Origin of the sequence: Pseudomonas sp. RU47, assembly GCF_004011755.1 — a bacterium.
Lineage (GTDB): Bacteria > Pseudomonadota > Gammaproteobacteria > Pseudomonadales > Pseudomonadaceae > Aquipseudomonas.
Genome location: NZ_CP022411.1, coordinates 801383 through 815000, shown reverse-complemented (window position 1 = coordinate 815000; position 13618 = coordinate 801383). Strand labels below are relative to the sequence as shown.

At 59.8% G+C, this 13618-nt stretch carries 13 protein-coding genes (1 of these 13 only partly in view); 10 read left to right on the top strand and 3 right to left on the bottom strand.

All coding sequences use genetic code 11. The annotated features are described in order from the left end of the window. Both CCX46_RS03560 and CCX46_RS03555 read right to left on the bottom strand, forming a co-directional pair. Nucleotides 1–803 carry the 5' portion of a CoA-acylating methylmalonate-semialdehyde dehydrogenase gene (locus tag CCX46_RS03560; RefSeq protein WP_064118435.1) on the bottom strand. It extends 691 nt beyond the left edge of the window, so 803 of the gene's 1494 nt are visible here — the first part of the coding sequence; the start codon lies at nt 801–803; the stop codon falls past the left edge of the window. A gap of 76 nt (nt 804–879) precedes the next feature. After that, nucleotides 880–2229 (bottom strand): aspartate aminotransferase family protein, encoded by a 1350-nt coding sequence (locus tag CCX46_RS03555; RefSeq protein WP_116033320.1) that lies wholly within the window; start codon nt 2227–2229, stop codon nt 880–882. Nucleotides 2230–2367: 138 nt separating this feature from the next. Between CCX46_RS03555 and CCX46_RS03550 the strand changes: the two genes are divergently transcribed. The 7 genes from CCX46_RS03550 to CCX46_RS03520 all read left to right on the top strand — a co-directional run bounded on the left by CCX46_RS03550 (nt 2368) and on the right by CCX46_RS03520 (nt 10328). Then, entirely contained in the window at nt 2368–3288 is a 921-nt protein-coding gene (locus tag CCX46_RS03550) for a LysR family transcriptional regulator (RefSeq protein WP_064387741.1), read from the top strand. A 122-nt stretch (nt 3289–3410) separates the two neighbouring features. Next, the gene (locus tag CCX46_RS03545; protein WP_127925730.1) at nt 3411–4799 is read left to right on the top strand and encodes a uracil-xanthine permease family protein; all 1389 of its coding nucleotides are present in this window, start codon (nt 3411–3413) and stop codon (nt 4797–4799) included. A gap of 87 nt (nt 4800–4886) precedes the next feature. Beyond that, nucleotides 4887–5537 carry a TetR/AcrR family transcriptional regulator gene (locus CCX46_RS03540; RefSeq protein WP_064387743.1) on the top strand — a complete coding sequence of 217 codons (651 nt, stop codon included), beginning with the start codon at nt 4887–4889 and terminating at the stop codon, nt 5535–5537. Nucleotides 5538–5544: 7 nt separating this feature from the next. Continuing rightward, a complete protein-coding gene (locus CCX46_RS03535; RefSeq protein ID WP_127925729.1) occupies nt 5545–6126 on the top strand; it encodes an IMPACT family protein in 582 nt (193 codons plus the stop codon). Between the two features lie 608 nt (nt 6127–6734). Then, nucleotides 6735–8282, top strand: a complete 1548-nt coding sequence (locus tag CCX46_RS03530; RefSeq protein WP_127925728.1) for an ABC transporter ATP-binding protein — start codon at nt 6735–6737, stop codon at nt 8280–8282. 13 nt (nt 8283–8295) lie between these two features. Then, complete coding sequence (locus CCX46_RS03525; RefSeq protein ID WP_127925727.1) at nt 8296–9402, top strand: ABC transporter permease; 1107 nt, start codon at nt 8296–8298, stop codon at nt 9400–9402. Continuing rightward, nucleotides 9402–10328 carry an ABC transporter permease gene (locus CCX46_RS03520; RefSeq protein WP_127925726.1) on the top strand — a complete coding sequence of 309 codons (927 nt, stop codon included), beginning with the start codon at nt 9402–9404 and terminating at the stop codon, nt 10326–10328. The genes CCX46_RS03525 and CCX46_RS03520 overlap by 1 nt, the downstream gene beginning before the upstream one ends. A gap of 59 nt (nt 10329–10387) precedes the next feature. Here the strand turns inward: CCX46_RS03520 and CCX46_RS03515 are convergent, their stop codons facing one another. Continuing rightward, entirely contained in the window at nt 10388–10822 is a 435-nt protein-coding gene (locus CCX46_RS03515; protein ID WP_127930350.1) for a hypothetical protein, read from the bottom strand. 83 nt (nt 10823–10905) lie between these two features. Here CCX46_RS03515 and CCX46_RS03510 point away from each other — a divergent pair, with 83 nt between their 5' ends. From CCX46_RS03510 to CCX46_RS03500, 3 genes are all read left to right on the top strand, one after another. Next, entirely contained in the window at nt 10906–11256 is a 351-nt protein-coding gene (locus CCX46_RS03510; RefSeq protein ID WP_077570877.1) for a MerR family transcriptional regulator, read from the top strand. A gap of 22 nt (nt 11257–11278) precedes the next feature. Then, nucleotides 11279–11965, top strand: a complete 687-nt coding sequence (locus tag CCX46_RS03505; RefSeq protein WP_127925725.1) for an SDR family oxidoreductase — start codon at nt 11279–11281, stop codon at nt 11963–11965. Between the two features lie 253 nt (nt 11966–12218). Further along, complete coding sequence (locus tag CCX46_RS03500; protein WP_127925724.1) at nt 12219–13577, top strand: 8-oxoguanine deaminase; 1359 nt, start codon at nt 12219–12221, stop codon at nt 13575–13577. The last annotated feature ends 41 nt before the right edge of the window (nt 13578–13618 follow it).

Below are 13618 nucleotides of genomic sequence, written 5' to 3'. Positions count from 1 at the left end.
AGTGCGCTGACCGCGTTGTCCAGATCGGCATCCGGCATCAACACTGCGTGGTTCTTCGCGCCGCCCAGTGCCTGAACGCGTTTGCCGCGCTTGGTGCCTTCGGCGTAGATGTACTCGGCAATCGGCGTCGAACCAACGAAGCTCAGCGCTTTGACTTCCGGCGCTTCGATCAGCGCGTCCACGGCAGTCTTGTCGCCATGCACCACGCTCATCACGCCTTTCGGCAGACCGGCTTCCAGCAGCAGCTGAGCGATCAGCAGCGTCGAGCTTGGATCACGTTCGGACGGTTTGAGGATAAAGCAGTTACCGCAGACGATCGCCAGTGGGTACATCCACAGCGGCACCATGGCCGGGAAGTTGAACGGGGTGATACCGGCAACGATGCCCAGCGGCTGAAAGTCCGACCATGCGTCGATGTTCGGGCCGACGTTGCGGCTGTATTCACCCTTGAGGATTTCCGGGGCAGCGCAAGCGAACTCGACGTTCTCGATGCCGCGTTTCAATTCACCGGCGGCGTCTTCGAGGGTCTTGCCATGTTCTTCGCTGATCAATTGCGAGATGCGTGCTTCGTTCTGCTCCAGCAGTTGCTTGAAGCGGAACATCACCTGGGCACGTTTGGCCGGTGGCGTGTTGCGCCACGCCGGGAACGCAGCCTTGGCGGCATCGATGGCTTTCTGGATGGTTGCCTGGCTGGCCAGTGGCAGCTTGTGGATAGCCTGACCGGTGGACGGGTTGAACACATCAACCGCACGACCGTTCTCGGTCACCAGTTCGCCATTGATCAAATGCGGAATAACGCTCATCGAAAACTCCTGAATTCTTGTGCGCAGACACCCGCAACAGGCGCCTGCTATTTGTATAGCTATATAGAAGGAAAAATCAGTCGAGCTTGTTCAGCACTTCGCCGACCGCGTCGAACAGACGATCGAGGTCTTGCGGCTTGCTGTTGAAGGTTGGGCCGAACTGCAGGGTGTCGCCGCCGAAGCGTACGTAGAACCCGGCTTTCCACAGGGCCATGCCCGCCTCGAACGGACGCACGATGGCGTCGCCGTCACGCCCGGCAATCTGGATCGCACCGGCCAGACCGAAGTTGCGGATGTCGATAACGTTCTTCGAACCTTTCAGACCGTGCAGCGCGTTTTCGAAATGCGGTGCGACTTCGGCAACGCTCTGCACCAGGTTTTCCTTTTGCAGCAGATCGAGTGCTGCCAGGCCTGCAGCGCAAGCCACCGGGTGTGCCGAGTAGGTGTAACCGTGCGGAAATTCCACGGCATATTCCGGGGTCGGCTGATTCATGAAGGTCTGGTAGATCTCGGAGCTGGCAATCACTGCGCCCATCGGGATCGCGCCGTTGGTGACTTGCTTGGCGATGCACATCAGGTCCGGGGTCACGCCAAAGGTGTCGGCGCCGAACATGTTGCCGGTACGGCCGAAACCGGTGATCACTTCGTCGAACACCAACAGAATGCTGTGCTGATCGCAAATTTCGCGCAGACGTTTCAGGTAACCCTGCGGCGGCACCAGTACGCCAGCGGAACCGGCCATAGGCTCAACGAATACCGCGGCGATGTTCGAAGCGTCGTGCAGTTCGATCAGCTTCAGCAACTCATCGGCCAAAGCGATACCGCCCTGCTCCGGCATGCCACGGGAGAAAGCGTTGCTGGCCAGCAGCGTGTGCGGCAGGTGATCAACGTCCATCATTGCCTGACCGAACAGCTTGCGGTTGCCGTTCACGCCGCCAAGGCTGGTGCCGGCGATGTTCACGCCGTGGTAACCACGGGCACGGCCGATCATTTTGGTTTTGGTCGACTGACCTTTGAGGCGCCAGTAGGCACGGACCATTTTCACCGCGGTGTCGGCGCACTCGGAACCCGAGTCAGTGAAGAACACGTGGTTGAGGTTGCCCGGAGTCAGCTCGGTGATTTTTTCGGCCAGCTGGAACGACAACGGGTGGCCGTACTGGAAGCCCGGCGAGTAATCGAGGGTGCCCAACTGCTTGGAAACCGCTTCCTGAATTTCCTTGCGAGTGTGGCCTGCGCCACAAGTCCACAGGCCAGACAGCGAGTCATATACCTTGCGGCCCTTGTCGTCGATCAGCCAGCTGCCTTCGGCACCAACGATCAAACGCGGGTCGCGCTGAAAGTTACGGTTGGCGGTGTACGGCATCCAGTGCGCGTCCAGCTTCAATTGGCTGGCCAGTGGCGACGGCGCGTTTTCAGGCATGTTCATCGGGCAAAACCTCGCAGGGCATAAGCGTCAGGGAGATAAAAAGCGTTGTTGCAGCTAAATTGCCACGGGGATAAAGTCGGTGAAATCCAACTCTTCTAACCTTCAGTTAGAACTTCGCTAAACAATGAGAGCAATAAGATGAGCAGCCGCCGTCCCGATCCGCTGGCCCAGGTCAGTGACTTTGATATTCGCCTGCTGCGGATTTTTCGCAGCGTGGTGGAGTGCGGCGGCTTCTCGGCGGCGGAAACCGTGCTCGGCATCGGTCGCTCGGCGATCAGTCAGCAGATGAGCGATCTGGAGCAGCGCCTCGGTTTGCGTCTGTGTCAGCGTGGGCGCGCGGGGTTTTCGCTGACCGAAGAAGGTCGCGAGGTGTATCAATCGGCGCTGCAACTATTAAGTGCGCTGGAAAGTTTCCGCACCGAGGTCAATGGCTTGCACCAGCATTTGCGTGGTGAGTTGATCATCGGCCTGACCGACAACCTCGTCACCCTCCCCCACATGCGCATTACCCACGCCCTCGCGCAGTTGAAGGAGCGCGGACCAGATGTGCAGATCCAGATCCGCATGATTGCGCCGAATGAAGTTGAGCAAGGCGTGCTCGATGGGCGTCTGCATGTTGGCGTGGTGCCGCAGGCCAGTGCGTTGTCGGGACTGGAATATCAGCCGTTGTACAGCGAGCGTTCGCTGCTTTATTGCGCGGTGGGGCATCCGTTGTTTTATGTCGATGACAAACAACTCGATGACGAACGCTTAAACAGTCAGGACGCGATTGCGCCGACGTTTCGGTTGCCGGCGGATATTCAGGCGCATTACCAGGCGCTCAATTGCACCGCCAGCGCTTCCGATCGAGAAGGCATGGCGTTTCTGATTCTGACCGGGCGCTACATTGGTTATCTGCCGGACCACTACGCCAGTCTCTGGGTACAGCAAGGTCGCTTGCGTGCGCTGAAATCGCAAACGCGTTTTTATGACTTGAGCCTCGCATCGGTCACGCGCAAGGGCCGGCGCCCTCATTTGGTGCTGGAAAGCTTTTTGGAGAGTCTGGCGGCGACGCGTTGAAGAATCCTGCAAGGCCCGCCAGCGTTGGGCCTTGACGACTAAATCACTCGATAACCTGAGCAAGTGGACAGCTTTTTGCAAAGCAGGATCAACTCCGATCCTTCAACAAGAAGCCTTCAGCCATGCAGCCAGATTCCGAACAATCCAGCGACCTGATCTACGGCCTCAACGACCGCCCCAAACCACTCGCCGCAACTCTCGCGGCGCTGCAACACGTGCTCGCCAGTTTCGTCGGCATCATCACCCCGCCGCTGGTGATCGGTTCAGTATTGGGGCTGACCGCGCATTTGCCCTACCTGATCAGCATGGCGTTGATGGTCTCGGGCGTCGGCACCTTTATTCAGGCGCGGCGGCCGTTCGGCATCGGGGCGGGAATGATCTGTTTACAGGGCACCAGTTTCGCCTTTCTCGGTGCGGTGCTGTCGGCCGGTTTTCTGGTCAAGCAACGTGGCGGCAGCCCGGAAGACATTCTGGCGATGATCTTCGGCGTGTGCTTTTTCGGCGCAATCGTGCAGATCGTCCTCAGCCGCTTCATCGGTCAATTGCGTCGAGTCGTTACGCCGCTGGTGACCGGGATCGTCATCACCCTGATCGGTATCAGCCTGATCAAGGTCGGCATCACCGATCTGGGCGGTGGCTTCAATGCGCCGGATTTCGGTGCGCCGGGCAATCTGGCGCTGGGCGTGTTTGTGTTGCTGACGATCATTCTGCTCAACCGCTCGAACACGCCATGGGTGCGCTTGTCGGCAATCATCATCGGTTTGCTGCTCGGCAGCCTGGCCGCGTGGTTCAGTGGGAAACTGGTGCCGCAGCCTTTACCTGACTTGCCACTGGTGAGTTTTCCTACACCGTTCAAGTTTGGCTTCAGCTTCGACTGGACGGCTTTCCTGCCGGTCGCGCTGATTTATCTGATCAGCACCATCGAAACCGTCGGCGACCTCACCGCCAACTGCATGCTCGCCCGCCAACCGATCAGCGGCCCTTCTTATATAAGCCGCCTGCGCGGTGGCGTCCTCGGCGATGGCGTCAGTTGCATGATCGCCGCGACCTTCAGCGCCTTCCCCAACACCACGTTTGCGCAGAACAACGGCGTGATCCAGCTGACCGGCGTCGCCAGTCGTTACGTTGGTCTGTACATCGGCGCGATCCTGTTTTGTCTCGGTATGTTCCCAATGATCGGCGCGGTGCTGCAGCAGATTCCAAAACCGGTACTCGGTGGCGCGACCCTGGTGATGTTCGGCGCGGTGGCGGCTGCCGGCGTGCGCATCCTCGCGCAGTCGCCGCTGGATCGACGCAGCATGTTGATCATCGCCACATCGTTCGGCGTCGGCCTGGGCATTGCCGCGCAACCGAACCTGCTGCACCTGCTGCCAAAACTGGTGCAGAACCTGTTTGATTCGGCGATCACCAGCGGCGGCCTGACCGCCATCATCCTGTGCCTGTTGCTGCCGGAGTCGAAAACCGAGGCCGCTGAAGCGCACGCGCCGCTGAACAAGATCGAACAGGCGTAACGGTTTTTCGCGCAAGGACTTGTCGGATGCCTGTGGGTGCGCTATCAACGCAACTGGTTGCACCCACAGACAAACCCGGAAGTGCCTATGACCTTTGAAGTCCCAGCCCATGGCGGCAAACCCGCCAGCCGCATTCGTCAGAAAAACGAAGAGACCATCCTCAAAGCCGCCGAAGACGAGTTCGCCCGTCACGGGTACAAAGGCACCAGCATGAACACCATCGCGCAGAATGCCGGGTTGCCCAAGGCGAACCTGCATTACTACTTCACCAACAAACTCGGTTTGTACGTGGCGGTGTTGAGCAACATCATCGAGCTGTGGGACAGCACCTTCAACACGCTAACGGCCGAGGACGATCCAGCCGAAGCGCTGACCCGGTACATTCGCGCCAAGATGGAGTTCTCCCGCCGTCAGCCGCAGGCCTCGCGAATCTTTGCGATGGAAGTGATCAGCGGTGGTGAATGCCTGACCGAGTATTTCAATCAGGATTACCGCGCCTGGTTCACTGGCCGTGCGGCGGTGTTTCAGGCGTGGATCGATGCGGGCAAAATGGACGCGGTCGATCCGGTGCACCTGATCTTCCTGTTGTGGGGCAGCACCCAGCACTATGCCGACTTTGCGACGCAGATCTGTCGCGTCAGCGGTCGCAGCAAGCTGACCAAGCAGGACATGGAAGACGCCGGCAACAACCTGATCCGCATCATTCTCAAAGGCTGCGGCCTCACTCCTCCTCTATAAGACGTTTATGCCTTTCACCCTCAGCGGTTTTTGCGAGTACCGCGAAGAGATTCGCAAAAGCCGCTTTATCACCTTCGCCACGCCGATCGGCAGCCCTGCCGAGGCGCTGGCGTTCTTCGAGCAACACAGCGACTTCAATGCCTCGCACAATTGCTGGGCGTGGAAGCTCGGCGATCAATATCGCAGCAATGACGACGGCGAGCCGGGCGGCACGGCGGGTCGGCCGATTCTCGCGGCAATTGAGGCGCAGGATTGCGATCAGGTCGCGGTGCTGGTGATTCGTTGGTACGGCGGCATTCAACTCGGTACCGGCGGTTTGGCCCGAGCCTATGGCGGTGGCGCGAACAAGTGCCTGCAAACGGCGGCGAAGGTTGAGTTGATCAGTCGGGTGCCGTTGAGTTGCGCTTGCGGGTTTGCCGAGTTGGCGTTGGTGAAGTTGCGCGTTGCCGATCTGGGTGGGTTGGTGGTGGAGGAGAACTTTACCGCCAATGGCGTTGAGTTGAAGTTGGCGGTGGGTGAGGCGCAGATCGAGTTGTTACAAAGCCAGTTGGCAGATTTGAGCCGTGGGCGGATTTTGTTGCTACGGTGAAGCCAAGATCAAAAGATCGCAGCGTTCCGCAGCTCCTACACTTGAAATGCGTTCCCCTGTAGGAGCTGCCGAAGGCTGCGATCTTTTAGGGCATCACCCTTTTCCGTTATTCCCCGGAGTTGCCCACATCTGCTGTGCACCCGACTGTGGATAACCTGAGTACATTCCGCTGTAACCCTTCTGTCACGTGGCTTTGCGCGGTTTGTTCACTTTTCGTTCAATTCAACCGACAAAACGAAAATTCCAAACAGAAACAGACAGTTAGCGTGGTTTATCACCATTAGAAGAAAGCACCACAGTGCTTATGCCCGGGTTTGCGGCTTGCACACAATAACTGTGGAACAAGCTGTGGATAACCCGTTCATGGCTGGCGCAGTCGCAGGTTCTGCCTGACTCACACGTGTTTGCTCGTTTTTTGATCAGTTGCCAACGGGCAAAACTGGAGCCCGATCAACGGCTTTGCTCTGAATTGGTGCCGGGCAGAAGCCTGTTTTTATCTTGAGTGCTCTACGCCAAGGGCTGATACACGCGGCCCGCTCGCGTTCCTGACTCAATGGCCAGGAAATTGCTTTATCCACAGGCACAACTCCAAGCAAGTCGAGCCTGTCATGCCAATCGCTCCTCCCATTGCGCGCTTGCAACTGCGCCATATCAGCAAACGCTATCCCGGTTGTCTGGCCAATGACGCCATCGACCTGAGCATCGCACCCGGGGAAATCCATGCCCTGCTCGGTGAAAACGGTGCGGGCAAAAGCACCCTGATGAAGATCATCTACGGCGTTACCCAGGCCGATTCGGGCGAGATGCTCTGGCAGGGTCAACGGGTCAACATCCGCAACCCAGCGCAGGCGCGGCAGCTGGGCATCGGCATGGTGTTCCAGCATTTCTCACTGTTCGAAACCCTCAGCGTGGCGCAGAACATTGCGCTGGCGATGGGCGCTGCGGCCGGCACACCGAAGCAACTGGAGCCGAAAATTCGCCAAGTGTCGCGTCGCTACGGTATGGCGCTGGAACCGGAAAGACTTGTCCACAGCCTGTCGATCGGCGAGCGGCAACGAGTGGAGATTATTCGCTGCCTGATGCAGGACATTCGCCTGTTGATTCTCGACGAACCGACTTCGGTGCTGACGCCGCAGGAGGCCGAGGAATTGTTCATTACCCTACGTCGCCTCGCTGCCGAAGGCTGCAGCATTCTGTTTATCAGCCACAAACTCGGCGAAGTACGGGCGCTGTGTCACAGCGCGACGGTTTTGCGCGGCGGGCGCGTCGCCGGGCATTGCGTGCCGGCCGAATGCTCCGATCAGCAGTTGGCGCAAATGATGGTTGGCGAAGCGGCGGCGTTGATTGGCGACTATCCGAAGGTCAGCGGCGGTACGGCGTTTTTGCGGGTGAGCGAATTGAGTTGGCACAACCCGGACCCGTTTGGCTGCTCGCTGAAAGACATCGACCTGGAAGTGCGCGGCGGTGAAATCGTCGGCATCGCCGGGGTCGCCGGTAATGGTCAGGATGAGTTGCTTGCGCTGCTCAGCGGCGAGCAAATCCTGCGTCGCGCCGAAGCGGCAACTATTCGATTCGCGGAGCAACATGTCGCCGACCTGCGCCCGGATGCGCGACGCAAACTGGGCCTGGCATTCGTGCCCGCCGAGCGTCTCGGTCATGGCGCGGTGCCGGAATTGAGTCTGGCCGATAACGCCCTGCTCACCGCTTTCCAGCAAGGCTTGGTCAGCAACGGTTTGATCGATCGCGGCAAAGTCGAAGCCCTCGCCCAACAGATCATTCAGCGCTTCGGCGTGAAAACCCCGGACACGCAAACTGCCGCGCGCAGTTTGTCCGGCGGCAATCTGCAGAAATTCATCCTCGGCCGGGAAATCCTTCAGCAACCGAAACTGCTGATCGCCGCGCACCCGACCTGGGGCGTCGACGTCGGCGCCGCCGCGACTATCCACCGGGCACTGATCGCGTTGCGCGATGCCGGCGCGGCAATTCTGGTGATTTCCGAAGACCTCGACGAACTGTTCCAGATCAGCGATCGCCTCGGTGCGTTGTGCGGTGGACGTTTGTCGGCGTTGCACAACACCGGCGATACCCAACTCAGCGATGTCGGCGGCTGGATGGCCGGCCAGTTCGACCACGCACCTTCAGCCGCCACGGTTTAACGGAGTTTTCCACATGCTGCTTTCCCTCGAACCCCGTGGCCAGCAATCGCGCCTGATGCTGTGGTGCTCGCCGTTACTGGCGGCGGCGCTGACGCTTGGCTGCGGCTCGCTGCTGTTTATCGCCCTCGGTCACGACCCGCTGCAAACCTTGCACACGCTGCTGATCGCACCGGTCAGCGACTTGTATGGCGTCTCCGAATTACTGGTCAAGGCGCTGCCGATTCTGCTCTGCGCACTGGGCTTGGCGGTGGCCTATCAGGCGCGGATCTGGAACATCGGCGCCGAAGGTCAATTGCTCCTCGGCGCACTCGCCGGCAGTGCCTTGGCGGTGAACATCATCGGCATGCAAAGCCGTTGGGCGCTGGTATTTATTCTGCTCACCGGCACCGTCGCCGGCGCGGCGTGGGCTGGGCTCACCGCGTGGTTGCGCACGCGCTTCAACGCCAATGAAATCCTCACCAGCATCATGCTCAATTACATCGCCCTGAACCTGTTGCTGTTCTGCGTGCATGGGCCGTTGAAGGATCCCGCCGGTTTCAACTTTCCCGAGTCGGCGATGTTCGGCGACGCCAGTCGTTTGCCGCTGCTGATGGAGGATGGCCGCGTGCATGCCGGGGTGTATTTCGCCCTGCTCGCATTGGTCGCGGTGTGGGTGTTGTTGCAGAAAAGCTTTGTCGGTTTCCAAATTAAAGTGCTCGGACTGGACAAGCGTGCGGCGGGGTTTGTCGGCTTTCGCGAGAAGCGTTTGATCTGGCTGGCGCTGTTGATCAGTGGCGGATTGGCCGGGCTGGCGGGTGTCTGCGAAGTGACCGGGCCCATCGGCCAATTGGTGCCGCAGGTGTCACCGGGGTATGGCTATGCGGCGATTACTGTGGCGTTTCTTGGGCGTCTGAATCCGATCGGGATTCTGTTTTCGAGTCTGTTGATGGCGCTGCTGTACATCGGTGGCGAGAGCGCGCAAATGACGATGAACCTGCCGCAAGCGATCACCCAGTTGTTTCAGGGAATGATGCTGTTTTTCCTGCTTGCCTGTGACGTGCTGATCCTCTATCGGCCACGCCTGAACCTGCGCTGGGTGAAGCGCACGTCGACCACCGCCGTAACTGCCGGAGCGCTGTGATGGATATCGATCTGTTGAGCAATATTTTCTACGCCATGGTGCGGTGCGGCACGCCGTTGTTGCTGGTGGCGCTGGGGGAACTGATCTGCGAGAAGAGCGGCGTGCTCAATCTTGGGCAGGAAGGGATGATGCTGTTTGGCGCGGTGATCGGTTTTATCGTCGCGCTGAACAGCGGCAACCTGTGGCTGGGCGTGTTGCTGGCGATGCTGGCCGGAATGCTGTTGTCGTCGCTGTTTGCCCTGGTGGCGCTGGTGTTCAATGCCAATCAGGTGGCGACCGGGTTGGCGCTGACGATTTTTGGTGTCGGGCTGTCGACCTTTGTCGGCGCGGCTTGGGTGGGTAAACCGCTGGCCGGTTTTGAGCCGTGGGCGATTCCTTATCTGAGTGAAATTCCGTTGATCGGGCGGATGCTGTTTGCCCAGGATCTGCTGGTGTATCTGTCGTTCGCGCTGTTTGCGCTGGTGGCGTGGGTGATCATCAAAAGTCGTGTCGGGCTGATCATTCAGGCAGTCAGTGAGAACCCGGATGCGGCCAGTGCGATGGGTTTACCGGTGTTGACCGTGCGTACCCTGGCGGTGCTGTTTGGCGGGGCGATGGCCGGGTTGGCCGGGGCCTATCTGTCGCTGGCGTACACACCGATGTGGGCGGAGAACATGACTGCCGGGCGTGGCTGGATCGCGTTGGCGCTGGTGGTGTTTGCCAGTTGGCGAGTGTGGCGGTTGTTGCTCGGGGCGTATCTGTTTGGTCTCGCCAGCATCCTGCACCTGGTGGCGCAGGGGTTGGGGCTGGCGATTCCGTCGAGTTTGCTGGCGATGCTGCCGTATGTCGCGACGATTGTGGTGTTGGTGCTGTTGTCGCGGGATGCGCTGCGCACGCGGCTGTATGCGCCGGTGTCGCTTGGGCAGCCTTGGCAGGCGGGGCATTAATTATTGTTTGGGCGGGCCTCTTCGCGAGCAGGCTCGCTCCCACATTTTCCGCTCTCGACTCAGGGGTATGAGGTGACACCCATCTCCTGTGGGAGCGAGCCTGCTCGCGAAGACTTACTGACAGGCAACACCTGAGCAACGCCCCACGCCAGTTCGAAGACTAGGAAAACAATCAGAATCGAACTGGCACCGTGAAGCAAGGCATACCCCTGCCAAGCCGCAAACAGAAACCTGGCCACCGCGTCATACCGTCCATAAAGCGCCTGCGGATCACGAATCCGCAGCACCGCCCACACGCACACCACCGATCCCAACAGGTTCGCCATCAACAGATGCACAGGCTGAAACGCGGGTAGTTCGCCGGGCAAATCCAGTGCGCTCAACACCCCGTGTACAACGGCAAAACTCCACGGCGTGGCAAACGCTGCCGTGACGATCAAGTCATACCAGGCGCTGCCGCGCACCACATTGCGATACTGCGTTGAAGTCCACATCATCCATGCTCCAGAAATTCAGGGAGCCTCCACGGTAAAGCCTGGAGTATGCTCCAGGGTCAATAGCCCTTTTGAGAGCCCGCATGCGCATCGGTGAATTAGCTCAGGCCAGCGCCGTCAGCCGTGACACCCTGCGTTTCTATGAGCAGCGCGGGTTGATCGCGGCGCAGCGCAGTGCCAATGGTTATCGCGACTATCCGCCGGAGATGGTGCAACTAGTGCTCTACATCAAAACCGCGCAGCGCCTGGGATTTACCCTCGGCGAGATCGGCGACAGCGTTGCCGCATTGTGGAACGCGCCAGATCCGGACAACGCCGTGGCGCAGTTGCTGCGCGACAAACTGCAACTGATCGAAACCCGCATGCGCGAACTTGATGCGCTGCGGCAGGAGTTGCAACTTCGCCTCGGTCAGGCCTGTCCATTGAATCCATGATCCTCATTCATCAAGGAAGCCCATCATGTCTGCAAAAAACGCACTGATTATCGGCGCCTCCCGGGGCCTTGGCCTCGGTCTGGTGAAAACCCTGCTGGCCGACGGCTGGCAAGTCACCGCCACCGTGCGCAATCCTGCCAATGCCGATGCGCTCCAAGCATTAGGCAAGGTACGGATCGAGAAGCTCGACATGGACGATCAGCAAGCGGTCATTGCTCTGAGCCAACAGCTCAAGGGCGAAACCTTCGACTTGCTGTTCGTCAACGCCGGGGTCAAAGGCCCGGCCGATCAGACCCCTGGCGGCGCGACACTGGCTGAAGTCGGTCAGCTGTTTTTCACCAACGCGGTGGCGCCGATCAATCTGGCTCAGCGTTTTGCCGGGCAGATTCGTGACGGCAGCGGCGTGCTGGCGTTCATGAGTTCCGGACTGGGCAGCGTGACGGTGGCGGACGCGCCGGAGCTGGCGCTGTATAAGGCGAGCAAGGCTGCGCTGAATTCGATGACCAACAGTTTTGTCACGCAATTGGGCGAGCAGAAGATGACGGTGTTGTCACTGCATCCGGGTTGGGTGAAGACGGACATGGGCGGTGAAGGGGCTGACCTTGACGTGGAAACCAGCACCCGTGGGCTGGTAGATCAAGTAAATGCGTACACCGGCAAGGGCGGGCATCACTTCATCAACTACAAGGGTGAAACCATCCCCTGGTAAACACATAAATCCCCTGTAGGAGTGAGCCTGCTCGCGATAGCGGTGTGTCATTCAGCAAAAGTGTTGCCTGATACACCGCTATCGCGAGCAGGCTCACTCCTACACGGGACCGTGTTGTCTGGTCGGGTTGGGCTTGCCCGGCGTGGCAATTTGTTTGAAACTGCGCACCTCGTCCCCGCGGCGACCCTGGATCAGCAGACAGGGCATCACTGAGCTGGCAACCCTGAACCCCATTTTCAGAGGAGCCGGCAACATGCCCGCGACCCGTACCTGGTTAAAAAATCCCCTCGCCATTTTCACTTCCAACGAGCTCGATGCCCGTGGCGGTCTTGTCGTGCAAGACGGTGTCATCGTCGAAGTCCTCGCCGCTGGCCAACAGCCGTCGGCACCGTGCAATGAAGTGTTCGATGCCCGTGAACATGTGATCCTGCCGGGCCTGATCAACACCCACCATCACTTCTATCAAACCCTGACTCGCGCCTGGGCGCCGGTGGTCAATCAGCCGTTGTTCCCGTGGCTGAAAACCCTGTACCCGGTGTGGGCGCGCCTGACGCCTGAGAAGCTCGCGCTCGCCACCAAAGTAGCGTTAGCTGAATTGCTGCTGTCGGGCTGCACCACCGCGGCCGACCATCACTACCTGTTCCCGGACGGTCTGGAAAATGCCATCGACGTGCAAGTCGAAAGCGTCCGCGAACTGGGCATGCGCGCCATGCTCACTCGGGGTTCGATGAGCCTCGGCGAGAAGGACGGCGGCCTGCCGCCGCAGCAGACCGTGCAGGAAGGTCAGGTGATTCTCGACGACAGTCAGCGCCTGATTCACGAGTACCACGAGCGTGGCGATGGCGCGCAGATCCAGATCGCGCTGGCGCCGTGCTCGCCGTTTTCGGTAACCCCGGAAATCATGTCGGCCAGCGCCGAACTGGCGAACAAGCTCGACGTGCGCCTGCACACGCATCTGGCCGAAACCCTCGACGAAGAAGATTTCTGCCTGCAGCGTTTCGGCCTGCGCACCGTCGATTATCTCGACAGCGTCGGCTGGCTCGGCCCGCGCACCTGGCTGGCCCACGGCATCCATTTCAACCCGGACGAAATCGCCCGCCTCGGTCAGGCCGGTACTGGCATCTGCCATTGCCCGAGTTCGAACATGCGTCTGGCTTCCGGGATCTGCCCGAGTATCGATCTGACTGACGCGGGCGCGCTGTTTGGTCTGGGCGTGGATGGTTCGGCGTCCAACGATGCCTCGAACATGATTCTCGAAGCGCGTCAGGCGTTGTACATCCAGCGTCTGCGTTATGGCGCCGAGAAGATCACCCCGGAACGCGTGCTGGGCTGGGCGACCAAGGGCTCGGCGAGCCTGTTGGGGCGGACCGACATTGGTGAGATTGCCGTGGGCAAACAGGCGGATCTGGCGTTGTTCAAGCTCGATGAGCTGCGCTTCTCGGGCAGCCATGATCCGATTTCGGCGTTGCTGTTGTGCGGCGCGGATCGTGCGGATCGGGTGATGATTGCTGGCAAGTGGCGCGTGGTCGATGGCCAGGTTGAAGGACTGGACCTGAAAGGCCTGATCGCCGATCACAGCCAGGCGGCGCGCCAGTTGATCGCCGGTACCTGATCCCCCTCCCCATCTGATCGTTCCCACGCTCTGCGTGGGAA